At 70.8% G+C, this 22,950-nt stretch carries 20 protein-coding genes; 10 read left to right on the top strand and 10 right to left on the bottom strand.

Annotated elements, in window-relative coordinates:
• Positions 1 to 71: 71 nt before the first annotated feature.
• The gene (locus tag OG718_RS12755) at positions 72 to 452 is read right to left on the bottom strand and encodes an MmcQ/YjbR family DNA-binding protein (protein ID WP_328844179.1); all 381 of its coding nucleotides are present in this window, start codon (positions 450 to 452) and stop codon (positions 72 to 74) included.
• A gap of 112 nt (positions 453 to 564) precedes the next feature.
• Here OG718_RS12755 and OG718_RS12760 point away from each other — a divergent pair, with 112 nt between their 5' ends.
• Together OG718_RS12760 and OG718_RS12765 are read left to right on the top strand one after the other, a co-directional pair.
• Positions 565 to 1,755, top strand: coding sequence for a saccharopine dehydrogenase family protein (locus OG718_RS12760; RefSeq protein WP_143634269.1), 1,191 nt, complete (start codon positions 565 to 567; stop codon positions 1,753 to 1,755).
• 91 nt (positions 1,756 to 1,846) lie between these two features.
• Complete coding sequence (locus OG718_RS12765; RefSeq protein WP_328844180.1) at positions 1,847 to 2,743, top strand: adenosine kinase; 897 nt, start codon at positions 1,847 to 1,849, stop codon at positions 2,741 to 2,743.
• Here OG718_RS12765 and mmpA read toward each other — a convergent pair.
• The 3 genes from mmpA to OG718_RS12780 all read right to left on the bottom strand — a co-directional run bounded on the left by mmpA (position 2,724) and on the right by OG718_RS12780 (position 4,833).
• Positions 2,724 to 2,870: a morphogenic membrane protein MmpA gene (gene mmpA, locus OG718_RS12770; RefSeq protein WP_169801948.1), complete on the bottom strand. Its 147-nt coding sequence runs from the start codon at positions 2,868 to 2,870 to the stop codon at positions 2,724 to 2,726. The two genes, OG718_RS12765 and mmpA, sit on opposite strands and share 20 nt — an antisense overlap.
• 101 nt (positions 2,871 to 2,971) lie before the next feature.
• Positions 2,972 to 3,664, bottom strand: coding sequence for an endonuclease V (locus OG718_RS12775; protein ID WP_328844181.1), 693 nt, complete (start codon positions 3,662 to 3,664; stop codon positions 2,972 to 2,974).
• Positions 3,665 to 3,732: 68 nt separating this feature from the next.
• Positions 3,733 to 4,833, bottom strand: coding sequence for a WD40/YVTN/BNR-like repeat-containing protein (locus tag OG718_RS12780; RefSeq protein ID WP_328844182.1), 1,101 nt, complete (start codon positions 4,831 to 4,833; stop codon positions 3,733 to 3,735).
• Between the two features lie 298 nt (positions 4,834 to 5,131).
• On the opposite strand from OG718_RS12780, the gene OG718_RS12785 reads away from it, so the two are divergent.
• Positions 5,132 to 5,548: an SsgA family sporulation/cell division regulator gene (locus OG718_RS12785; RefSeq protein WP_055614704.1), complete on the top strand. Its 417-nt coding sequence runs from the start codon at positions 5,132 to 5,134 to the stop codon at positions 5,546 to 5,548.
• A gap of 15 nt (positions 5,549 to 5,563) precedes the next feature.
• Here OG718_RS12785 and OG718_RS12790 read toward each other — a convergent pair whose 3' ends face one another.
• Positions 5,564 to 6,406 carry an isocitrate lyase/PEP mutase family protein gene (locus OG718_RS12790; protein ID WP_306936442.1) on the bottom strand — a complete coding sequence of 281 codons (843 nt, stop codon included), beginning with the start codon at positions 6,404 to 6,406 and terminating at the stop codon, positions 5,564 to 5,566.
• A 128-nt stretch (positions 6,407 to 6,534) separates the two neighbouring features.
• Positions 6,535 to 7,203, bottom strand: a complete 669-nt coding sequence (locus tag OG718_RS12795) for a GOLPH3/VPS74 family protein (RefSeq protein WP_143634260.1) — start codon at positions 7,201 to 7,203, stop codon at positions 6,535 to 6,537.
• 321 nt (positions 7,204 to 7,524) lie between these two features.
• On the opposite strand from OG718_RS12795, the gene OG718_RS12800 reads away from it, so the two are divergent.
• From OG718_RS12800 to OG718_RS12815, 4 genes are all read left to right on the top strand, one after another.
• On the top strand, positions 7,525 to 9,153 hold the full coding sequence (locus OG718_RS12800; protein ID WP_143634258.1) for an ABC-F family ATP-binding cassette domain-containing protein: 1,629 nt from the start codon (positions 7,525 to 7,527) through the stop codon (positions 9,151 to 9,153).
• Positions 9,154 to 9,163: 10 nt separating this feature from the next.
• Positions 9,164 to 11,506: an excinuclease ABC subunit UvrA gene (locus OG718_RS12805; RefSeq protein ID WP_328844183.1), complete on the top strand. Its 2,343-nt coding sequence runs from the start codon at positions 9,164 to 9,166 to the stop codon at positions 11,504 to 11,506.
• Positions 11,507 to 11,671: 165 nt separating this feature from the next.
• Entirely contained in the window at positions 11,672 to 12,448 is a 777-nt protein-coding gene (ddaH, locus tag OG718_RS12810; protein ID WP_306936446.1) for a dimethylargininase, read from the top strand.
• Positions 12,449 to 12,662: 214 nt separating this feature from the next.
• A complete protein-coding gene (locus OG718_RS12815) occupies positions 12,663 to 13,643 on the top strand; it encodes an acyl-ACP desaturase (RefSeq protein ID WP_143634252.1) in 981 nt (326 codons plus the stop codon).
• Between the two features lie 118 nt (positions 13,644 to 13,761).
• On the opposite strand, the gene OG718_RS12820 is transcribed toward OG718_RS12815, so the two are convergent.
• A complete protein-coding gene (locus tag OG718_RS12820) occupies positions 13,762 to 17,166 on the bottom strand; it encodes a hypothetical protein (protein ID WP_328844184.1) in 3,405 nt (1,134 codons plus the stop codon).
• Positions 17,167 to 17,322: 156 nt separating this feature from the next.
• Here OG718_RS12820 and OG718_RS12825 point away from each other — a divergent pair, with 156 nt between their 5' ends.
• Complete coding sequence (locus OG718_RS12825; RefSeq protein WP_260694946.1) at positions 17,323 to 17,589, top strand: hypothetical protein; 267 nt, start codon at positions 17,323 to 17,325, stop codon at positions 17,587 to 17,589.
• 23 nt (positions 17,590 to 17,612) lie between these two features.
• Here OG718_RS12825 and OG718_RS12830 read toward each other — a convergent pair whose 3' ends face one another.
• Positions 17,613 to 17,879: a WhiB family transcriptional regulator gene (locus OG718_RS12830; protein ID WP_186001068.1), complete on the bottom strand. Its 267-nt coding sequence runs from the start codon at positions 17,877 to 17,879 to the stop codon at positions 17,613 to 17,615.
• A gap of 351 nt (positions 17,880 to 18,230) precedes the next feature.
• Here OG718_RS12830 and OG718_RS12835 point away from each other — a divergent pair, with 351 nt between their 5' ends.
• Both OG718_RS12835 and OG718_RS12840 read left to right on the top strand, forming a co-directional pair.
• On the top strand, positions 18,231 to 19,019 hold the full coding sequence (locus tag OG718_RS12835; RefSeq protein WP_328844185.1) for a VOC family protein: 789 nt from the start codon (positions 18,231 to 18,233) through the stop codon (positions 19,017 to 19,019).
• Positions 19,020 to 19,259: 240 nt separating this feature from the next.
• Positions 19,260 to 20,486 carry a glycoside hydrolase family 64 protein gene (locus tag OG718_RS12840; RefSeq protein ID WP_143634244.1) on the top strand — a complete coding sequence of 409 codons (1,227 nt, stop codon included), beginning with the start codon at positions 19,260 to 19,262 and terminating at the stop codon, positions 20,484 to 20,486.
• Between the two features lie 87 nt (positions 20,487 to 20,573).
• Here the strand turns inward: OG718_RS12840 and OG718_RS12845 are convergent, their stop codons facing one another.
• Together OG718_RS12845 and OG718_RS12850 are read right to left on the bottom strand one after the other, a co-directional pair.
• Positions 20,574 to 21,614 carry a LacI family DNA-binding transcriptional regulator gene (locus tag OG718_RS12845; protein WP_306936453.1) on the bottom strand — a complete coding sequence of 347 codons (1,041 nt, stop codon included), beginning with the start codon at positions 21,612 to 21,614 and terminating at the stop codon, positions 20,574 to 20,576.
• A 195-nt stretch (positions 21,615 to 21,809) separates the two neighbouring features.
• Positions 21,810 to 22,778: a multicopper oxidase domain-containing protein gene (locus tag OG718_RS12850; protein WP_143635058.1), complete on the bottom strand. Its 969-nt coding sequence runs from the start codon at positions 22,776 to 22,778 to the stop codon at positions 21,810 to 21,812.
• Positions 22,779 to 22,950 lie beyond the last annotated feature (172 nt).

Below are 22,950 nucleotides of genomic sequence, written 5' to 3' on the forward strand. Positions count from 1 at the left end.
AGAACGTGTTCCACTCCGCACAAGCCCTGGCGAGCAAGCGCTTAGTAGATTCTGGAAGCCAACCAGGAGCTTCAGCGCGCGTCCAGCTCCGCTATGAGCCTCTTTGGCGCGATGGTGCGGTAGCTCTCCTCGACCCAGTCGCACAGCAGCTCCGCGGCCGGGGCGCCCTTCTCCTCCAGCGGGACTCTCACCCAGCCCGCCTTGCCCAGGCCGTATCCCGCGGGCTCCGCGCCCGGCGAGGACAGGGCATGGGCGTGCGCCACCTCGTCCTTGAGCTTCACGGTGACGCCCAGCGGATAGCTGCCGTCGCCGACGCCGAGGAACACGAACACCTTCTTGTTGACCTTCGCGACGCTCTCGCCCCAGGGGAACTCCTCGACCGCGCCCGGCAGTCCGAGGGCGAACTCTCGTACTTTCTCCCACTTCTTCAGGGCGGTCTTCGTCGGGGCCACGGCTGCCTCCGGTCCATTTCGGCCCCTCGCACGGGGTCCTGGTTCGGCTCCTGGTACCTCACGCTAGCCTCAGCCACCGACAACGGCGCGGGCTGGACGGCTGAGAGGTGCCATGAGCAGGCAGGACAGGACGGAGCGCGCGTACGACATCGTGCTCTTCGGGGCCACGGGGTTCGTCGGAGCGCTCACGGCGGAGTACCTCGCCGCGCACGCTCCAAAAGGGTTGCGGTGGGCGATCGCGGCGCGCGACACCGCGAAGCTGGAACGGCTGCGGGAGCGCCTGGCGTCGATCGATCCGGCCTGCGCGGAGCTGCCGCTGCTCCGGGCCGACGTCGACGATCCGGCGTCCGTGCGGGAACTCGCGGAGCACGCGCGCGTGGTGGCCACGACCGTCGGGCCCTACCTCACGTACGGCGAGGACCTGGTCGCCGCCTGCGCGGAGGCCGGAACCGACTACCTGGACCTCTGCGGTGAGTCCGAGTTCGTGGACCTCATGTACGTGCGGCACGACGCACGCGCGCGTGAGACAGGCGCACGGCTGGTGCACGCCGCCGGCTTCGACTCGATCCCCCACGACCTGGGCGCCTACTTCACCGTGCGTCAACTGCCGGAAGGCGTGCCGCTGACCGTGGACGGGTTCGTACGCGCCGGGGGCATGTTCTCGGGCGGCACCTTCGCCTCCGCCCTCAACCAGATGTCGCGCGGGCGGCACATGCTCGCCGCGGCACGGGACCGCAAGCGGCACGAGCCCCGGCTGGTGGGACGGCGGGCGTACGCGCCGCCGAGCGCTCCGCGGTACGCCAAGGAGGTCGGGGCGTGGGCGCTGCCTCTGCCCACGATCGACGCGCAGATCGTGCAGCGGTCCGCGCGGGCGCTGGAGCGGTACGGGCCCGATTTCCGTTACCGGCACTACGCGGCCGTCGAGACGCTGCCGTTCGCGCTGGGCGGGGTGGCGGGGGCCGGGGCGGTCGTCGCGGCGGCGCAGGTGCCGCCGGTGCGGCGGTGGCTCTCGGACCGGCTCAAGCCCGGTGACGGGCCCAGCGAGGAGAAGCGGGCGGAGAGTTGGTTCTCTGTGCGGTTCGTCGGTGAAGGGGGCGGGCGGCGGGTGTTCACGGAGGTCTCGGGTGGGGATCCCGGGTACGGGGATACCGCGAAGATGCTGGCCGAGTCCGCGTTGTGTCTTGCCTTTGACGAGCTTCCCTCGGTGTCCGGGCAGGTGACGACCGCTGTTGCCATGGGGGATTCGCTGATTGAGCGGTTGCGGGGAGCTGGGATCAGTTTTCGGGTTGCTGCGACTCGGTAGTGCTCTGCGGGCGCGTCGTGGCTTGTCGCGCAGTTCCCCGCGCCCCTGAACGAAGGGGTTGCACTGGACCCCGGCTATCAGAGGAGTGCACTTGAATCGCCCGATCGATGTCCTCGTTCTCGGGGGCGCCGGGGTCGACACCATCGTGTACGTACCCGAGTTGCCGCTGCCCTTCGCCGACAGCCACATGGTGCCCGCGATCGAGACGCGGGCCGGGCAGACCGGGGACTTCGTGGCGCTCGGGCTGCATGCGCTCGGTCTGCGGACGCACCATCTCGACATGGTCGGCGCGGATCACGCGGGGGATCTGGTGCGGGAGCTTCACCGCGACCGGGGTGTCGCGCTCACGGAGGTTCCGCAGCCGGCCGGTACCAAGCGGGCGGTGAACCTCGTCGGGCCGGACGGGCGGCGGCTCTCGCTGTACGACAGCACGCGCGCGCGGGAGGAGGACCGGCTGCCACCGGAGACCGTACGGGCCCTCGCCGCGGCGAGCCGGCACGCCCATGTGTCCATCACGCACCCCTGCGCGTACACGCTGCCGGTGCTGCGCGAGGCGGGGGTGAGCATCTCGACCGACCTGCACAACTGGGACGGTACGCAGGCGTATCACGAGGCGTTCGCGTATGAGGCCGACGTCGTGTTCCTGTCGGTGGCGGAGCTGGCGGACCCGGAGAAGACCATGCGGCGGATCGCCGAGCGGGGCCGGGCCGAGGTGGTCGTCGCCACCGCCGGGGCCGAGGGCGCGTACCAGTTGCTGGACGGCGAGCTGACCCGCATCCCGTCCGTCACGCCGACCGCGCCGGTCGTTGACTCGAACGGGGCCGGGGACGCCTTCGCGGCGGGCTATCTGTTCGGCCGGCTGAGCGGCGAACCACCCGAGCGGTGCGGGCTCTTCGGCGCGATCGCCGGGGCCTACGCGTGCACGGTGCAGGCCACGCGGGCCGACGTCATCGGCCGCGAGGAACTGCTCAGAGCGGCCACCCCATGACCGTGTAGATCATCCCGGCTATCCAGGCGACTCCGGCGAGGACGGCGAGGAGCAGTCCGGCCATCACGGCCCGCTCGACGGGCTGGGTGGGGCTGGTGGCGGGCTTCGGGGCACGGTGTGTCGTCATGCGTCACAGCCTGCCGATCATGGCGAGGGCCCGGCATCCGTACAGATACTCAGAAGCGGTACTCAGAACGCGTACTCAGAAGCCGTGCCGAGTACTCGTACTCAAAGGGCCGTCGCCTTCAACGCCCGTCGGCACAGGGCGTCCGCGTGCCTGGTCGTCTCCGGTTGGCGGAAGCGCGGCGCGAGGTGGAGGGTGTGGGCGCAGGCGGTGTCCAGGGTGACCCGGTGGCCGACGGAGACGAACACCGGCTTGACGCCCGCCTGGGTGCGCAGTGCCCGGCCGACCTCCTCCTCGCCCGCGAGCAGCGGTGAGGCCGATCCGCGCGGGGCGCCCGGCTCCTCGTACGTGAAGGTGAACGGGTTCTTGGCGACCCCGATCGTCGGAAGGCCGGTGAGGACGCCGAGGTGGCTGGCCAGGCCGAAGCGGCGGGGGTGGGCGAGGCCGTAGCCGTCGCAGACGACCAGGCCCGGTGCGCACGGCAGTGCTTCGAGGGCGGCCACGACGGCGGGGATCTCCCGGAAGGCCAGCAGCCCGGGAACGTACGGGAACGGCACCTGTCCGACGGCCGTGGCCTCGGCGACCACGTCGAGGGTCGACGCGTCGAGCACGACGGCCGCGGCCACGACGACATCGCGCTCGTCGTCGTACGCCACGTCGACCCCGGTCACCCGGCCGGTCCCCGGCGGCGGCCCGGGCTCGTCGAGGACCACCCGTCCCCGCAACTCGTCCTGTACGGCCCTGGCCTGCTCTTCGGTGGCGGGCCAGCCCGCGGGGATGCGTACGGTCGTCCTCATGATGTGACGAGCGTACGGCCCCGCGGCCGACGGTCACTTGCCGCGCCCGTTCTCCCCGGGGGTCGCGGTCAGCGCTCCAGGCGGGCCACCCTGCCCTTCTCGCCGGAAGCCCAGCAGGCCCGGTCGGGGGTGCAGTCCACGGTGTCGTACGAGCCGGTGTCCAGGGTGCGCCAGGTGCGGCCGCTGTCCGTGGTGAGGTCGGTGCCGGTGGGGCCGACCGCGAGGGCGGACGTGCGGCTGTGCGGGAGCCAGGTGACGCCCGAGCGGTAGGCGGGCGGCGGTGTGCCGGCCGTCGTCCAGGTGCGGCCGCCGTCGCGGCTGGTCGCGGCCGCCTGCGGGGAGGCCTGGTCGGCGCGGTAGTCGCCGCCGACGGCGATGCCGTGGGTCCGGTCGCGGAAGGCGACGGCGAAGACTCCGCGCGCCGGGTCGCCCGCCGGGATCGGAGTGTCGGTGGCCGTCCAGGTCAGGCCCCGGTCGGAGGAGTGCAGCACGCGCGCGCGTGCCGCCCCGCCGGTGGCCAGCCACACGTCCCGCGGCCCCGAGCTGACCAGGCACTGTCCACTGGCCGCGAACCCCGCCTCGCCCGTCTGGGCCGCGGGCATGCCGGCGCTCGGCAGCACCTTCCAGGTGCGGCCGCCGTCGCTGGTCGACAGGATGCGGAACCTGCCGTCCACCGGGTCGCTCATGGCCAGGCCGTGGCGGCTGTCGAAGAAGGTGATGCAGTCGTAGAAGGCCTTGGCGTCGGTGTTGCGGAACGACTCGGTCCAGGTCACGCCGCCGTCCTCGGTCCGGAAGACCCTGGACGCCTCGCCCTCGCCGATGGCCAGCACCACGGCACGCCTGCCGTCGAAGGCCTCGATGTCGCGGAACTCCAACTCGGCGGCCCCGGGCGGCGATACGTTCCGCCAGTTCTTGCCGCCGTCGGCGGTGCGCAGCACGGTTCCCTTGGACCCGGCCAGCCAGGCGGTGTTCCGGCTGACGGCCGAGAGCCCGCGGAAGCGGACGTCCGTGCCGCTGTCCTTGAGCTCCCAGTGCGGTGCCTTCCCGCCACCGGAGCCGCCACCCGACCTGTTGCCCGTCACCTGGCCCGATCCCTGGTCCGGTCCGTGCGCCTGCGCGGGTGCCGTGAACGTGGCGGCGAGCGCGAGTCCGCACACCCCCGCGGTCACCAGTCGCCTCGTGGATCCCGTACGCCCTGTGGATCTCGTATGTCTCGTGCGTCGCGTCTTCCCCAAGCCCCTCATGGCGGGCGAAGCTAGCCCACTCCCCCAGCGGCGTCCAGATGCCCCGGAAGGCATCGGCGGTCACTTCAGGAATCTTTGATCACTTCCGTGATTGAAAGGCGGTGACGGAGGTCACTCGAATTTCATGCACTTAGGTGAGCACGGATTGGCCGCTTCGAGCGTCTCTACAAGTGCCCGGCTCATCCGTCCGCCGTTCGTCCAGCCGTCACAAGGGAGCAAGGCGTTGTCCACCGTCATCGAGCAGCCCGTAGAGGCCCGTCTCGTCGCCGCGGCTCCGCGGATGCCGAGCATTCCCGCCACACTCCGATACGACCCGCACGACCCCTTCGCCGTCCGCATGTCCTTCCCGGCCCCGGCCACGCTCGAAGGAGTGGACGTGATCTGGACCTTCGCCCGCGAACTCCTGGCCTCTGGCCTGGAGGAACCGGTGGGACGGGGGGACGTCCGCGTGCGGCCGTACGGGTACGACCGCATCGTCCTGGAGTTCCACGCCCCGGAGGGCACCGCCGTGGTCCACGTCCGCACGGGCGAGCTGCGGCGCTTCCTGGAGAGTACGACCCAGGTCGTGCCCTTCGGCCTGGAGCATCTGCACCAGGACCTGGACCAGCAGCTCGCCGAGCTCCTGCGGGACGCCTGCTGACCCCTTCCGGAGAGGTCAGCGGCCCTTCCCCAGCAGGGTGTTGAGCTCGCCGTAGTCGAGTCCGCCGGCCAGCGACTCGTACGTTCCCGTGTCCAGCAGCTCCCGCGCGGCACGGCGGACAAGTGCGTGTGCGGCCTGCGCGATGCCCGCGCCGACGCTGATCCGGGCGACGCCGAGTGAGGACAGCTCGGCGACGGACGGGGCGCCGGGGCCGGCCATCACGTTGAGCGGACCGTCCACGCCCTCGACCAGGGCCCTGACGGTGGCCGGGTCGACGGGACCGGGCACGAAGACCCCGTCGGCCCCGGCGGCGAGGAAGGCGGCGGCGCGCTCCAGGGTGGCGGCAAGGTCTCCGGCTCCGCGGAGATACGTGTCGGTACGGGCGTTGACGAACAGCGGCACCCCTGCCGAGTCGGCGGCCTCCCGGGCGGCCGCGATCAGCTCGGCCTGCTCGGCGACCGGCCGCAGGGGCTCACCACCCCTGCGCGCCTGCTCCGGCCCGTACAGGGCGTCCTCGATGTTCACGCCCACCGCGCCGGCCGCCAGTACGGCGCGGACCGTGTCGCCGACGCCCTTGGCGTCCTCGGCGTAGCCGGTCTCGATGTCGGCGCTGACCGGCACCCGGACGGCGGCCGCGATGCGCCGGACGGCTTCGAGCGCGCTGTCCCGGTCGAGACGGTCGCCGTCCTCGGTGCCCAGGTCCCAGGCCAGGCCGGCGCTGGTGGTCGCGACGGCGAGGGCGCCCGCCTCCTCGACAAGACGGGCACTCACGGTGTCCCAGGCGTTGGCGAGAACGAGGGGCCGGCCGGGGATGTGCAGCTCGCGGAAGGTCAGGGCCTGTGCACGGAGATCGGTCATGCGGACGAGCCAATCACCGGGGCGGGCGGCTTGGCTGGCAGGAATCCGACACGTACGTGGGCCTCCAGGACGACCCGTGCTTCGCCCGTCTCCTCAACTCCCGGGCGGCACAGGCCTCTCCCGCGTCATCAGCTCCCGGGCACCCCTGTCGTCGTCATCACCAGTACCACCGCCGAACGCACCTCCTGGACCGCCTTCCTCAAGGCGGGAGTCGTCGCCCCGCTGTGTTCGGCCAGGTCCTCGATCCGCTGCTTGTACTGCCTCTGCTCCTTGCCCGAGAGCAGCGTGCGCAGCTCGGCCCCGGCGGCGAGGGCGACGAGCGCCGCGTCCCGCTCGGGCACCTCCTCGACGGGCGCGGGCCCCTCCAGTACCTCCCGGGCCTCCTCGCGCAGCCTGTCCACGGCGGCTACGCGGTCGATCTCGTACTCCACGGACGGGAACACCCCGAGCACCCGTGTCTTCTCCGCGCGCAGGTACCCGTCGGCGGCGAGCTGTGCCCGTACGGCGTCCAGGGTGACGCGGGCCCGCAGGCCGACCCAGGTCTTCCAGCTGTGCGGGCGGGACTCCTCGACGAGTTCCAGGAGCCCGTCGAGGACCGGGTCCCCGGTCTGGCCGTCGGGGTCCGTGGGCGTGGCGACGCCGTCCACGTCGGCGAGCAGCCCGCGCTGCGCCAGCTCGGTGAGGGCACCGGCCCGGACGAGATGGGGCAGGTGGGCGGCGTCGGTGACCTTCAGCTTCGTGGTGTCCCAGGCCAGCAGGTAGAGCCGGGCGGGCAACGAGAGGGAACCGTTGGGCACGAGGTCTCCTTGGTGCGGTCGAGGTGAGGGCTCACGTTAATTCGTTGACAGCCGTGAGGGCCCTTCGTACGGTGTATGACGGTTCTGTTGTCGCCGATTGGAGAAGGACGTTGCTCGTCTGAGGTCCTGAGACACCTCGTCACACACGTATACGTGTGTGCGCAGCGTGCGACCTCGGCATTCGAGCCGTCCTCCGGAACAGGGTCTTCCCCTTCCTCCCCAGGATGCCTTGAGGACCTCTGTCCGTCCTCTCGGCCGTCGTCGCCGCCCCGGTGTCTCGATACGCGTTGCCCTGACCGCATCAAGTACCGCGAGGCGCGTATGTCAACCTTCCCCACCTCCATCACCTGTACCTCCCTTTCCTTCGCCTGGCCGGACGGCACCTCCGTCTTCGACGATCTGCAGGTGGCCTTCGGGCCCGGCAGGACCGGGCTCGTCGGCGTCAACGGATCAGGAAAATCGACCCTGTTGAAGCTGATCGCCGGGCAACTGACCCCGGCCGACGGCACCGTGCGTGTCGCGGGCGAGGTCGGCTACCTGCCGCAGAACGTCACCCTGGACACCGGCCTGCGCGTCGACGAGGCGCTCGACATCGCCGCCAAGCGGGCCGCGCTGCACGCCATCGAGGCGGGCGACGTGTCCGAGGCGCACTTCGACGTCGTGGGCGACGACTGGGACGTGGAGGAGCGAGCCGTCGCGACCCTCGGCGAACTCGGCCTCGGTCACATCGAGTTGGACCGCACCATCGGCGAGGTCTCGGGCGGCGAGTCGGTCCTGCTGCGCCTTGCCGCGCTGCTGCTGCGCCGGCCCGACGTCCTCCTGCTGGACGAGCCCACCAACAACCTCGACCTGTACGCGCGCCGACGGCTGTACGCGGCCGTCGAGGCCTGGTCCGGAGTCATGATCGTGGTCAGCCACGACCGTGAACTCCTGGAGCTGGTCGACCAGATCGCCGATCTGCGTTCCGGCGAGGTGACGTGGTACGGCGGCAACTACTCGATGTACGAGGAGGCGCTCGCCACCGAGCAGGAGGCGGCCGAGCGCATGGTGCGCGTGGCCGAGTCCGACCTGAAGAAGCAGAAGCGTGAACTGGCCGAGGCACAGGTCAAGTTGGCCCGCCGCAAGAAGTACGGCCAGAAGATGTTCGAGCAGAAGCGCGAGCCGAAGATCGTCATGGGCGCCCGCAAACGCGCCGCCCAGGAGTCCGCGGGCAAGCACCGGATCATGCACGAGGGAAAACTGTCCGAGGCCAAGGAGCGGCTCGACGAGGCGGTGGACGCCGTGCGGGACGACGACGAGATCCGTGTCGACCTGCCGTACACGGCCGTGCCGCCGGGCCGTACCGTACTCACGCTCCTGGACCTGGAGTTGGCGTACGGCGCGAGCGTGGGCAGCTTCGATCTGCGCGGGCCCGAGCGGGTCGCGCTGATCGGGCGCAACGGGTCGGGCAAGACGACCTTGCTGCGGACGATCGCCGGGGAGCTGGAACCGGTGTCCGGGGAGGCACGGGCGCATGTGCCCCTGCGTTTCCTGCCGCAGCGGCTCGACGTGCTCGACGACGGGCTGACGGTCGCCGAGAACGTGGCCCGCTTCTCGCCCGGCGCCACCAACAACCGGGTCCGGGCACGGCTGGCCCGCTTCCTGTTCCGGGGCGCGCGGGCCGACCAGCCCGCGGCGACGCTCTCCGGCGGCGAACGTTTCCGGGCGGCGCTGGCCGCGCTGATGCTCGCCGAGCCCGCGCCGCAGGTCCTGATGCTGGACGAGCCGACCAACAACCTCGACATGGCGAGCGTGCGGCAGCTCACCACGGCCCTGGAGTCGTACGAGGGAGCGCTGATCGTGGCCAGCCACGACGTGCCGTTCCTGGAGTCGATCGGGATCACCCGCTGGCTGCTGCTGGAAGGAGAACTCAAGGAAATCACGCCAGAAGCTGTCGGGTATCCCGGCTAGCTTCGACGGTATGAGCCAGTTCACCACCGGTACACACCCGCCCGTCACCAGCCCTGACCAGCCGGTTTCCGGTACTCACTCGTTCATCGGGGTGGTCGGGGCCCGTGAGAACAACCTTCGGGATGTGACCCTGTGCATCCCGAAGGGCCGACTCACGGTCTTCACCGGGGTGTCGGGGTCGGGGAAGTCGTCGGTCGTCTTCGACACGATCGCCGTCGAGTCGCAGCGCCAGCTGAACGAGACCTTCACATGGTTCGTCCGCAACCGGCTGCCGAAGTACGAGCGGCCGCACGCGGAGGCCATCGAGGATCTCTCGCCCGCGATCGTCGTCGACCAGAAACCGGTCGGCGGCCACTCCCGGTCGACGGTGGGCACGATGACGGACGTGTACTCGGTGATCCGGGTGCTGTTCTCGCGGCACGGCAGTCCGAGCGCGGGCCCGGCCACCGCGTACTCCTTCAACGATCCGTCGGGCATGTGCCCCGAGTGCGACGGCCTCGGGCGCACGGTCCGGCCCGACTGGGACCGCATCCTGAACCCGGACCTGTCCCTGGCCGACGGGGCGATCGTCTTCCCGCCGTTCGCCGCCGGGACCTGGCAGGGGCAGGGGTACACCAACACCACCGAACTGGACCCGCACAAGCCCGTGCGTGAATTCACCACGCCCGAGCGGGAGTTCCTGCTGCGCGGGCGTCCGGGCAGCAAGGTCACCATCAGCGGCTCGGGCGGCACCTGGAGCACCGACTACAAAGGACTCGCCGACCGTTTCGAGCGGCTGTATCTCAAGCGGGACCTGTCCGCGCTCAGCCAGAAGACACGCGACCAGGTGCAGGGCTATATGACGGAGGGGCCCTGCCCCGGGTGCCGGGGCGCGCGGCTGAACGAGGCGGCACTCGCCACCCGGATCGGCACCGGGCCGGCCGGGCGGCCCGGCCTGTCCATCGCCGACTGCACCCGGATGCAGATCAGCGACCTGATCCCCGTACTGAAGGACATCGACGACCCCGTCGCCACGCCGGTCGCCGCGGCTGCCGTGGCCTCGCTGGAGCGGATCGAGGCGATCGGGCTCGGCTATCTCAGCCTGGACCGGGAGACCCAGACGCTGTCCGGCGGGGAGGGGCAGCGGCTGAAGATGGTGCGGCACCTCGGGTCGAGCCTGACCGGTATGACGTACATCTTCGACGAGCCGAGCGTCGGTCTGCACCCGCGTGACGTGGGACGGCTCGGGGACCTCCTGCTGCGGCTGCGGGACAAGGGGAACACCGTGCTGGTCGTCGAGCACGACCCGGATGTCATCGCCCTCGCCGACCACATCGTCGACATGGGGCCGGGGGCGGGGGCGGACGGCGGGCGGGTGGTCTTCGAGGGGACGCCCGGCGAGCTGGCCTCGGCCGACACCCCGACGGGCCGCTGCCTGCGCCGTCGCACCGAGGTGAAGCGGCGGACGCGGAGGGCCACCGGCGGGCTCTGGGTGAAGGGCGCCGGCCTGCACAACCTGCGGGACGTGACGGTCGAGTTCCCGACGGGGGTGCTGACCGCGGTGACCGGTGTCGCCGGCTCGGGGAAGAGCACGCTCGTCTCGAAGGAGTTCACGGCCGCGCACCCTGACGCGGTGGTCGTCGACCAGTCGTCCATCGGCATCTCGGCGCGGTCCACTCCTGCCACGTACCTCGGCGTCATGGACACCGTACGGAAGATCTTCGCGCGGGAGACGGGGGTGGAACCGGGCCTGTTCAGCTTCAACTCCGATGGAGCCTGCGGGACTTGTCAGGGGCGCGGGGTCAGCTACACCGACCTCGCGTTCATGGACCCGGTGACCACGACCTGCCCCGACTGCGAGGGACGGCGCTTCAAGGACGAGGTGCTGCGGCTGACCGTGGGCGGCAACTCGGTCGTCGACGTACTGGAGATGACGGCCGATCAGGCCCTGGGCTTCTTCGAGGACTCGGGCATACGCCGCCGTCTGCGGGCCCTACGGGACGTGGGGCTCACATATCTGACACTCGGTCAGCCACTGTCCACGCTCTCCGGCGGCGAACGGCAGCGCATCAAACTCGCGACCCGGCTCCACCGGACCGGAGCGGTGTACGTGCTCGACGAGCCGACGACCGGCCTGCACATGTCGGACGTCGACGGCCTGCTCGGCCTCCTCGACCGGCTGGTCGACGCGGGCAACACGGTCCTGGTCGTCGAGCACAACCTCGATGTCGTCGCCCACGCCGACTGGGTCATCGACCTGGGGCCCGACGGCGGCAAAGAGGGTGGGCGGGTCGTCTTCGAGGGGACGCCCGGGCAGCTGCTGGACGCGGAGGGGTCGTTCACGGCGGAGCACCTCCGGCGGTTCGTGGGGTAGGGCTCCGCCGGGGGGCACGGGGGCAACGGGTCAGGGGAGGGAGTGCGGATACGGACACACCCGCCACAATCCCCTCTCCAGCCCCGCACCCCCGGGGGCTGTTGCGACTCCGGCATGGGCTGCATGATGTGCGGGGACGCACCCGGCCGAGACGGAGAAACGCACGTGCCCAGCCAGAAAGCCCTCATCCGCCGCCCGAGCCCCCGCCTGGCCGAGGGTCTGGTCACGCACATCGAGCGCACGAAGGTCGACGTCGAGCTGGCGGCCGAACAGTGGGAGGCGTACGCGGAGGCACTGCGTACGCACGGCTGGGAGACCGTCGAGGTGGAGGCCGCCGACGACTGCCCGGACTCCGTGTTCGTGGAGGACGCGGTGGTCGTCTACCGGAACGTGGCGCTGATCGGCCGCTCGGGCGCGGAGTCGCGGCGCGGCGAGACCACCGGGGTCGAGGAGACCGTGGCGCGGCTCGGCTGCTCGGTGAACTGGGTGTGGGAGCCGGGCACGCTCGACGGCGGAGACGTCCTGAAGGTCGGCGACACGATCTACGTAGGCCGTGGGGGACGGACCAACGGGGCCGGCATCCAGCAGCTGCGGGCCGCCTTCGAACCGCTCGGCGCCCGCGTCGTCGCCGTACCGGTGAGCAAGGTGCTGCACCTGAAATCGGCGGTCACCGCGCTCCCGGACGGCACGGTCGTCGGGCACGAGCCGCTGGTGGACACCCCGTCGATCTTCCCGCGCTTCCTCGGGGTGCCGGAGGAGCCCGGTGCCCACGTGGTGCTCCTCGGCGGCGGCAAGCTGCTGATGGCGGCCAGCGCGCCCAAGACCGCCGAGCTGTACGCCGATCTCGGCCACGAGCCCGTCCTCGTCGACATCAGCGAGTTCGAGAAGCTCGAAGGCTGTGTGACATGCCTCTCGGTCCGGCTCAGGGGGCTGTACGCCTGAACGACCGACCGGGACACCCGTTCGCCCCCTGGGACCTGCGTGTCCACCAGGTGGGCGACTCCGGAAGCCGACTCCTGTCGATCTCCGGAGAGATCGTTGCTGATCAGGGCTCTTTACGTCGGGCTTAACCTACGGCATCGTAACCTACGGATACGTAGCCTACGATGCCGTAGGTTGTGTGAACGCTCAGCATTTACGTCCCCCTGGAGCCCCCGTGACGATCACTTCTCCCCATCTCGGCAGCCCGTCCTCCGACTGGACCGACGCACGGCTGCTGTACGCGCTGGAAGAAGTGGTGGAAACCGAACTCAACCGTCATCTGAAGGTCGCCAAGGACTGGATGCCGCACGAGTACGTGCCCTGGTCCGACGCCCGCAACTTCCCCGGCATCTTCGAGGACGGCGAGGCCTGGGACAAGGAACAGTCCAAGGTCACCGAGCTCGGCCGTATCGCGCTGGTCGTGAACCTCCTCACCGAGGACAACCTGCCCAGCTACCACCACGAAATCGCTTCCCTCTTCGGCCGCGACGGCGCCTGGGGCACCTGGGTGCACCGCTGGACCGCCGAGGAGGGCCGCCACGGCATCGTGATGCGCGACTATCTGCTCGCGTCGCGCGCCGTGGACCCCGACAAGCTCGAAGAGTTCCGCATGATGCACATGAGTGAGGGCTTCGAGTCGGACAACCGCCACTCGATGCTGCACTCCGTCGCGTACGTCGCCTTCCAGGAGCTCGCGACCCGCGTGTCGCACCGGAACACCGGCCACCAGTCGGGCGACCCCGTCTGTGACCGCATGCTGGCGCGCATCGCGACCGACGAGAACCTGCACATGGTGTTCTACCGCAACCTCCTCAAGGCCGCGTTCGAGCTCGCCCCCGACCTGACCATGCAGGCCGTGCGCGACGTCATCGTCCAGTTCCGCATGCCCGGACACGGCATGCCCGGCTTCGAGCGGGCCGCCGCGCAGATGGCGATCGGCGAGGTCTACAACATGCGGATCCACCACGACGACGTGCTGATGCCGGTGCTGCGTCACCTCAAGGTCCTGGAGTTCGACGGTCTGGGCCCCGAGGGCCTCAAGGCCCAGGAAGAGCTCGGTCTGTACATGGGCGGTCTGGACGCCGAGGCCGCCAAGTTCGACGAGAAGCTCGCGGCCCGCAAGGCGCGGATGGCGGCGAGGGCTGCCGCCGTATAGCCGGTGGACTTTGGGCGGGTGCGGTCGTTCGTCAGCTGCCGGCCGGCTTGGGCTGAGCGCGCAGTTCCCCGCGCCCCTCAGGGGGCGCTCCCAGCCGGACCCCGCCATCGACCCCGTGTCACTCGTACGCCGTCATGTGCGCCAGTGCCGCGTCCCGGACATCGGGCTGTGCGTGGCGGCGCAGGGTTCGTAGCTGGGCCCGCCACTGAGGCGCCCAGCCCGTGCGGGTGCCGAGTGTGGCCGTGAGCGCCGTGGCGAGCAACCCCTCGCTGTGGCCACCGTGAACAGTCAGCCGTTGGGCGGCGCCGAGCATGATCTCGGCGTCGCCCTCCTGCGTCCGGCGGAGCCTGGCGGCGAGTTCCGTGGCGGTACGCGCGGCGAGCACCGGCCGCCCTTCCGTCAGCGCGGCCAGCCGGTCCAGGGCCGTGTCGACGCGCTCCGCCTCCGCGTCCAGGTCGAGATGGACCGCCGCGACGGTGGCGGCCTGCGGTACGAATCCGTCGTACCGCGCGAGCAGCTCACCGGCCCCGAGGGCCGCTTCCCGGATGGGTCCGGCCGCCGTCCGGGCCTGCTGTGCGAGCCGGGCGACGAGGTGGTCGACCCGTTGGCGGGCGGGGCGGTCGCGACCGGGTTCGGCGTCGACGAGGGCCGGCGCCGCCGTCTCGGCATCGGTCTCAGTTTCGAACTCGGTCTGAGTTTCGGCCTCGGCTTCGGCCTCGGCCAGCACGCGCAGAGCTTCCCGCAGGCCTCTCGCTCCCCCGGCCGATCCCGCCGCCGCGACCACCAGGCCTTCCGCCGCCGCCCGCCAGCTCGTGCGGTTCGACAGGTCCGCCGTGGCGGAGGCCAGGACGGTGGGGGCGTCCGGGGACCAGGGGGCCCAGCGGGACAGGGCTCCGAAGGCAAGGGTCGCCGTCGCCTGGTCGTCGGTCGCGCACACGTCACGGACGAGACGGGCGTACCGCGCGCGGTGGCGTTCCGGCAGGTCGAGGGGCGAGACACGCAGGACGGCCGCGCGGAGCACGGGTTCGGCGCCCGACGCGTCGTGCAGGAGCGTCCAGACGCTCTCCTCGGCGAGCAGCGCGCCGGCGAAGGCGACACACGCGGCCCGGACGTCGAGATGGGCACCGGGACGTCCGTACGCCTCGGTGAGGAGCCCCGCGGCCACGGGCACCGGGAGCCGGGCGGCGGCGAGCCGGGCGGCCTCCTTGCGGCTGGTCACCTTGGTGTCCGGCGCGAGCAGCACCTCGCGCAACTGCCCCACGAGCCGCGAGGGCGCCACGTGCCGGGATGCCCGCGTGGCCGCGTACACGGCGACGCGGGCACGGTCGTCCCCGGCGTGCGCGAGAAGTTCGGGCAGTGCGTCGCCCGGCCGGTCGGTGTGGGCGAGCGCGCCGAGCGCGGCCTCCGCCAGCACGACGTCCGACGAGCCGGTCCAGTCGCGTACGAGTCCGGCGCCGGGGCCCGGTATCCGCGCGCCCTGCGCGATGGCGGCCGCCCGTGTGTACGACGGCAGCCCGGCATCGGCGGCCTGGTCTGCCAACTGGCGGGCCACGGCCTCCTGTTGGCGTGGCAGCCAGCGTCGTACGTCGTGGCTCACGGGCACGGTCCACGAGCTGCCCTTGGTGAGGAAGCGCCCGTACGGCGGGGTGTCCGCGAGGAGCACGTCGAGAAGGTCGGTGCGGCGTCGGGTGATCACGTCCAGGACCGGCCACAGTGTTCCCGCCGAGGGTTCGAGCGAGAGGATGCGCGCGGCTCGCTCGTCGCGGGTGGCGGGCGGCTCCAGCCAGAGCTCGACAGCGTTGCGTACGGTCACGTCGCTTCCGAAGCGGACGGCCTGCCACAGGAGTTCCTGCAGTTCGGGCATGCCCGCGGCGCGACGTCCCACTGCCCTTGCGAGAGCGAAGGCGAGACTGTAGTCGGCCTTCTCCGCCCCTGCCTCGATCCACGGCCGCAGCGCCTCGTACACCTGGTGTTCCTGACCCCGTCGCAGCTTCTCGTCGAGTCGGCCCAGATCGGCGCCTCCGGTGTTCCCGGAGATCCGGACGAGTGTGCGCAGCGCCCAGTTCACCAACTCCCTTGACCCGCCCGCCGCGTGCTCCCGCAGCACGGACAGGGCGAGCTCGCTGAGGTTGCCCCGGGTCTGGTGCGAGGAGTCCCGGGCCTCGACGGCGTCGGCGGCGATCCGGTCGAGGTGCGGCTCGGCGTCCTCGGTGAACAGGGCGGGCGGGGTACGGGACACCGCGTACAGGGCCGGCAGCCTCACCGGTTCCTGCTCGTTGCGCAGCCGGGCCGACTCCTCCAGTACGGAGGTGACGGCGGCGGAGTCGCCGGAGCGGGCGGCGTTGCGGATCAGCAACGGCCAGGCCAGCGCCCGGTCTTCGGCGGCGGGGCGGCGTGTCGCCTCGACGAGCCGTTCCCGTACCTCGGCCACGGGCAAGAAGGATTCGGCGAGCAGCACGGTGTCCCATGCCTCCCCCCGCTCGCGTGCCGCGGCGGCCATCCGCCGGGCCTCCTCGGCGACGCAACTGCGGGGCAGCGCCTCAAGGATGACCGCGTCCACGGCGGCACCGCCCGCGCCCCGGCCCGCCGTCGACGCCGTGTAGAAGGCGTGCCGGCGAGCGGGCGGCAGCGCCTGGAGGAGCGGGGCGAGCCCGCCCGACGCGGCCAGCATCCGGCCGTAGACGGCGAGTTCGTCCGCCTCGGATCGCGCCAGTCTGCGTTGCAGCGGGCGGCTGCGTGCGGCGATGTAGGAGGGGAAGCGGCCCGAGATCAGCAGCCGAAGCACGCGTTCCGGCGCGACGGCGGCGAACGTGCCTGCCTGGTCGAGGAGTTGAGAGGGGATTCGGGAGGGCCCGAGACGCTCGACCAGCTCCAGCACACGCAGTGGCTCGGCGGTCACGGTGACGACGACATCCGCGTACCGCTGCCACCAGGCGTCACGCAGCGACTCCGGAAGGGCGGCCAACTCCCGCTCCGCCACGTCCAGCAGGGCTCCGGGGTGCCGCCGGCCGAGGGACTTCGAGCCCCGTACCGCGTGCAGCAGTGAGGGCAGCAGCCGGGTGACCGTCTCCGGGGAGCACCCGGGCAGCAGCCGCGCCGCCTCCTCGTCGCCCCATTCCGCCCGCAGCCCGTCGACGAGCCGGTCGGCCAGCGCGGTGCGCCGGCCCGCGACGACAGCACGCAACAGCTGTCGACGTATCGCCTCGGGCGCGTCGGTGAGGGCCGACTCGTAGGCGGAGTCCGGCACTTGGAGACTGTCGGCAGTGCGCAACGCGTGGCCGCGCACGAAGGAGTCCGGATCGGCGATGCGCGCCGCGATCCACTCGGTGTCGCCTGCGACGGCCGCCGCGACGACAGCGAGCCCTCGCTCGTAGGTCCCGCGCGTTTCGAGCTCGCCCAGCAGCGGACGCGTCTCCTCCAACTCCCGTGTGCGAGCGGCGAGTTCACGCATACGCAAGGGGTACGGGAGTGGATCGAGGGCGTTCAGCAGGCTCTCGGCCTGGTGCCGCGGGGTGTGGACCATGGGGTGGATTGTGCCTGCCGGGGACCGTGGTGCGCGCCGAATTACCGATGCGCGCGACCCCGAAGCCGAAAGCCGCCCATCGCGCTCCGCCCGTTTGCCGTACGCATTTACGGGTCGCCTCCGCGGTGCAACGGTGCCCGGAGGGGGTGACACACCATGGCACAGACCCATGAGTGGATGTTCTACGAGGTCATGTGGCGCGGCTGGGCGGGCAAGGGGCAGGTTCCCTATCCCGTGCCCTGGTGGGCGCAGCAGGCCTTCCGGCACCGAAGCGACGACTTCGACACCGGAACGTACGAGTCGAAGGAGGCGGCCTTCACCTCCAACGCCCTGTACCGCTACTGGCACACGGTCGGCGTCAAGGACCACCGGCAGGAGTCCGGCTCACGCACGATCCGGCCGGGACGGAGCGGTTCACCGTGACGTACGAGTGACCGGCACCGCCGTCAGTACTGCTGCTGGTGCTGCTGGTCCTGCGTGCGGCGGAGACTGAGCCGCTCCTTCTCGGACAGGCCACCCCAGACGCCGAAGCGTTCGTCGTGGTCGAGCGCGTATTCGAGGCAGGCGGAGCGTATCTCGCACAGCCCGCAGATGCGCTTCGCCTCACGCACCGAGCTGCCCGGCTCGGGAAAGAAGAACTCGGATCCGGTCTGGGCGCACAGTGCCTGTTCCTGCCAGGAGAGGTCGGGCGCGGCAATGGTGTCGTTGTGCATGCCCAGGATCGTGCCGCGCACCGAAAAACGTTCGATCAACGCCGGATCAATGCGTGCCCCGACACGCCACGACCGGCTCCAGTGGTGAGCGTGCGGACCCCATGATGCGGCCCGGAGCGGGCGGGCCGCACGGCGGCGCGCCCCAAAGGGGCGCGGGGAACTGCGCGACAAGCCCCCCACCGGCCGGCACGCACCCACAACCGCAAGCACCCACGACAAACGGCAAGCACCGAACTACCAAGGGTAACCACCACCCCACCAAGCCCAGCGCCAGCGCTCCGGCAGCGATTGTCAGTGCGCGGTGCCAGACTCGGCGGTACAGGCAACGGGACCCCTCAAGAGGAGGGCAACATGCTCACCACCCGTTTCGTCACCGGCGCCCCGAACTGGATCGATCTCGGCACGAGCGACATCGACGGCGCCACATCCTTCTACAACAGCCTCTTCGGCTGGGACTTCCGGTCGGCGGGACCGGAGGCCGGCGGTTACGGCTTCTTCCAACTGGCGGGGAAGACCGCCGCCGGCGGCATGCAGACCTCTCCCGAGCAGGGCCCACCGTCCTGGAACGTGTTTTTCCAGACTCCCGACGCCGACGCCACCGCGAAGGCCGTCGAGCAGTCCGGCGGCAGGGTGCTCATGGCACCCGACGACGTCATGAAGGAGGGCCGGCTGGCCGTCTTCAGCGACAAGGCCGGCGTCTCCTTCGGCGTCTGGCAGCCGGGCCAGCTGCGCGGCATCGACATCGCGGGCGACCCGGGCTCCTTGTGCTGGGTCGAGCTCTACACACCGGACATCGCCGCGGCGGCCGCGTTCTACAACTCCGTGCTGGGCCTGGAGACCTCGGCCGCGCCGTTCCCCGGCGGCACGTACACGTGCGTGAACCCCGCGGAGGGCGGCGAGGACTCCATGTTCGGCGGTGTCGTCCCGCTGGCCGACGACCCGATCGAGCGGGAGACGGGGGCCTACTGGCTGCCGTACTTCGAAGTCGCGGACACCGATGCCGTGGTCACCAAGGCCGAGGAGCTGGGCGGCACGGTCCGGATGCCGGCCACGTCGGTGGAGGGCGTCGGCCGCGTGGCCAAGCTCGCCGACCCGTACGGCGCGCGCTTCGCGGTGATCAAGAGCGAGCCGCAGAGCTGACCACGGACCTCACAACAGGGCGGACAGCAGGACAGGCAGCAGGGCAGATGGTGGCCGCGTCCCCTCGGTCGGGACTCGGCCACCGTGCCGTCAACCTCTGAACGCAAGCAGATTTCGAGAGCGCTCTCAGTCATAACCCTTGACGCCCCAACTCCCCCTGGGAACAGTGGTGCACCGCAGGGTGCCGATCCCCCACAGATCGGCCGATCCCTGCCTCCCCCCACACTCCAGGAGACTTCCGTGATCTCACGCAGAGCGTTCCTTTCCGGAGCCGCAGCCGTCGGAGCCACCGCAAGCTACCCCGTCTGGGGAAGCGCTCTCAGCCCCACCGCCGAGGCGGCCCCCGCCACGTGTGAACTCGCCCTCGAGAACGCCTCGTTGCCGGGCACGGTCCGCGCGTACGTCACCGGACACGAACAGTCGACGGGCAACTGGGTGCTGCTGCGGGCCGACGGCAGTGTCTATCGGCCCACCTCCCCCTCCGCGCCGCAGACCCCGCTGCCCGTCGACTGCGCCATCCCGCTCGGCGCCGCCGGCTCGGCCCCGAAGGTCCTGACGCTGCCTCAGATGTTCGGTGCCCGGGTCTACTTCGTCCGGGACAGCACGCTCAACTTCTTCCTCAACCCGGGCCCCGCGCTGGTCGAGCCCGCATTCGCCACGCCCGGCGACTCGAACTACGGCAAGACCTGGTCGTTCTGCGAGTTCACGTTCAACACCCAGCAGTTGTACGCCAACATCAGCTACGTCGACCTGGTCACCGCCCTCCCGATCGGCCTGACCCTGGAGGGCGACGCCACGCACACGGTCGCGCCCCTGCCCGACGGCGCGGTCGACAGGATCGCCTCGGATCTCACGGCGCAGGCGGGCCGGGACGGCCAGCCCTGGGACAAGCTGGTGATACGCGGCGACGGCGGCTCCGTACTGCGCGTGATCTCCCCGCAGAACCTGATGGCCCCGTACTTCGACCGGCCCGCCGAGATGCCGTTCCGCGACCTCTGGAACAGCTACATCGACGAGGTGTGGGCGAAGTACCGCTCAACCGACCTGAAGATCGACCTCCAGGGCGGCCGGGGCACGCTGACCGGCCGCGTCAGCGGTGACACACTCACCTTCGCGGGCGGCCACACCTTCGCCAAGCCCACGTCGAAGGACATCTTCACCTGCAACCACGGGCCGTTCACCAACAACCCGGGCGACTCGGACGACAAGAAGGCCCTCCTCGCCCGCCTCGCCGCCGGGTTCAACCGCTCGATCATGCTCACCCATCCCACCCAGCCCAACGGGACGACCACGGCCGACTACTACAAGGGCTCGGCCGTCAACCACTGGTCGCGCGTCGTACACGCCAACTCGCCCATCGGCTACGCCTTCCCGTACGACGACGTACGCCCGGACGGCCAGCCCGACGTATCGGGCGCAGCCCACGACGGCAACCCACGCCGCTTCACGGTGACGGTCGGTTCGTAGCAGGCCGCGCCCCTTCAGGGGCGCGGGGAACTGCGCGAGCAACCCCCACCGGCCCGCACCCAGAAACAGAACCCCTCCGCGGAGCGACTAGGCCGAGGCGCGCCGGACCAGTGTCGTCGGCAGCACGACACTGGACGGCGCCCCTGCCAATCCGCCGGAGGCCACCGCGGTCCGGTCGAGCCCCCGCAACAGCAGCCGCGCCATCAGCCGGCCCATCTCCTCTATGTCCTGCCGGACCGTCGTGAGCGGTGGGTCGGCCTGCTCGGTGAACGGCAGCATGTCGTCGAAGCCGACCACGGCGACGTCCTCGGGCACCCGCCGCCCCCGCTCACGCAGGACGCGCATGGCGCCGACCGCCGTGAGGTCGTTGGCGGCGAACACCGCGTCCAGGTCGGGGCAGCGGTCCAGGAGTTCCCGCATCGCACGCTCGCCGCCCCCCGGGGTGAAGTCCCCCTCGGCGATCAGCTTCGGATCGGCGTCCACCATCACGTCCCGGAACCCGTCGAGCCGGTCGACCGCCGAGGTCTGGTCGAGGGCGCCGGTGATGTGGGCGATGTGCCGACGGCCCAGCCCGACGAGATGACGTACGGCCTCGCGGGCGCCGCCCCGGTTGTCGCAGTCGACATAGACCGCGCCGCGCGAGCCGTCGTTCCAGCCGGGCCGCCCGCCGTACACCGTCGGCACACCGTGGATGAGGCCGGGCAGCGGGTCGTCGAGGTGCAGCGAGAAGACGAGCGCACCGTCGACATGGCCGCCGGCGAGATAACGGGCCACGCGCGCGTGGTCGTCGCGCCCCTCCGTGAGCAGCAGCACGAGCTGCGAGTCGTGGGCCGTCAGTTCCTTGCTGATGCCCCGGAGCTGAAGTGCGAAGAAGGGGTCGGCGAAGACCTTGGTCTCCGGTTCGGCGATCACCACGGCGACGGCGTCGTGCCGCCGGGTCACGAGGCTGCGCGCGGCCTGGTTGGGCACGTAGCCGAGTTCCTCGACGGCCTGCCTGACCCGCTCGACCAGGGGCTCCCGCACACCGTCACCGCCGTTGACGACACGCGACACGGTGGCCCGGGACACTCCGGCCCTGGCGGCCACGGCCTCCAGTGTCGGGCGGGGCTCTGTCGACTGCTCGGACACCTCGGGGCTCCTCAGGGCGGCGTTTGCCGATCAGGATAGCCGCCGTGCGACGCACCATTGAGAGCGCTCCCTGTTCAAGTGGTCGAATGTGTGGTCCCCGGAAACCGCCTTGCCGGCGCCCCCGAGGGGCGCGAGGAACTGCGCGACCGGCCACATCGAACCCGCAGACACCAACCGGCCCCTCCGGTGGAGCCATCAGTGCTCGTGCGGCTCGTGCGGCTCGTAGCCCGGGATCGTCCCGTCCGTCTTCTTCACGAGGAACAGGCCCGCCATCCCCATGTCGGAATGGCTCTGGACGTGGCAGTGGTACATCCATGCCCCGGCCCCGACGCCCTCCCCCGCGATCACCTGGAAACCGAACGAGTCGGCGGGGCCCACGATCTTGTTGTCGATGACCTGACTCGGGTCGTCGGGGCCGGTCAGCAGCCCGGTGCGGTTGTCCGCCCAGCGGTGACCGTGCACGTGGAACGTGTGGTAGTACTCGCCGTGCGTGATCATCACGAACTCGACGCGATCGCCCACCGTGGCCTCGAAGTTGGGGCTCTGGTGGCCGGGCTTGTTGTTGATCGTCATGTCGTTGAAGACGATCGTGTGCGTCTTGTCGGGCAGGATGTCGCCCTTGCGGCGGACGATCACAGGACCGTAGAGGCCTTTGCGGAGGCCGCCCGTGCCGTGTTCGGTGCCGACGACGTGGTCGTGGTAGTGCCAGTAGCCGGCGCTGCCCGCCCGCCAGGTGCCGTCCTTGCGGCGGCCGGGGGCGTGGGTGCGCCAGGTGTACATACGGGTGTCGCCCGGTTCCACTTGGGACCTGCTCAGCTTCGTTCCGTCGCTGGAGATCTCGTAGTCCAGACCGTGGACGTGCAGACTCGCCGCCACGTCCATCGTGTTCTCGACCTCGATGTGGGCGGTGTCGCCCTCGTTGAGTTCGATCAGCGGGCCGGGGATCGAGGCCTTGCCCTTCTCGAAGCCGTAGCCCATCGAACCGTCGGCCAGCTTCTCGATGTAGAGCTTGAGGTGCTTCACCTCGCCGCCCGCGGGCGCGGTCCGGACGGGACTGTCCGCGGAGGTCGCGTCCTGCGCGGCCACGAGCGACAACGATGTCGCGACCGTGGCCACCGCAGCCCCGCCCAGCACCATCCGCCGGCTGAGGCCGCGTCTGTCCATGTCGTCCGTGGTGCCCATGCCGAACTCCTCCAACTTGGTGCGGAATCAACGGAATTGACGGAATTGAAGGACCGAGTGACAGAGACGAACCCGGGAGACGGTAGTGGCAGCGCGCCCGTTTATCCACACCCAGGACAAAGTTCGTGCGATCCCGGTCATACCTATTGGCGAG

Origin of the sequence: Streptomyces sp. NBC_00258 (genome assembly GCF_036182465.1) — a bacterium.
GTDB lineage: Bacteria > Actinomycetota > Actinomycetes > Streptomycetales > Streptomycetaceae > Streptomyces.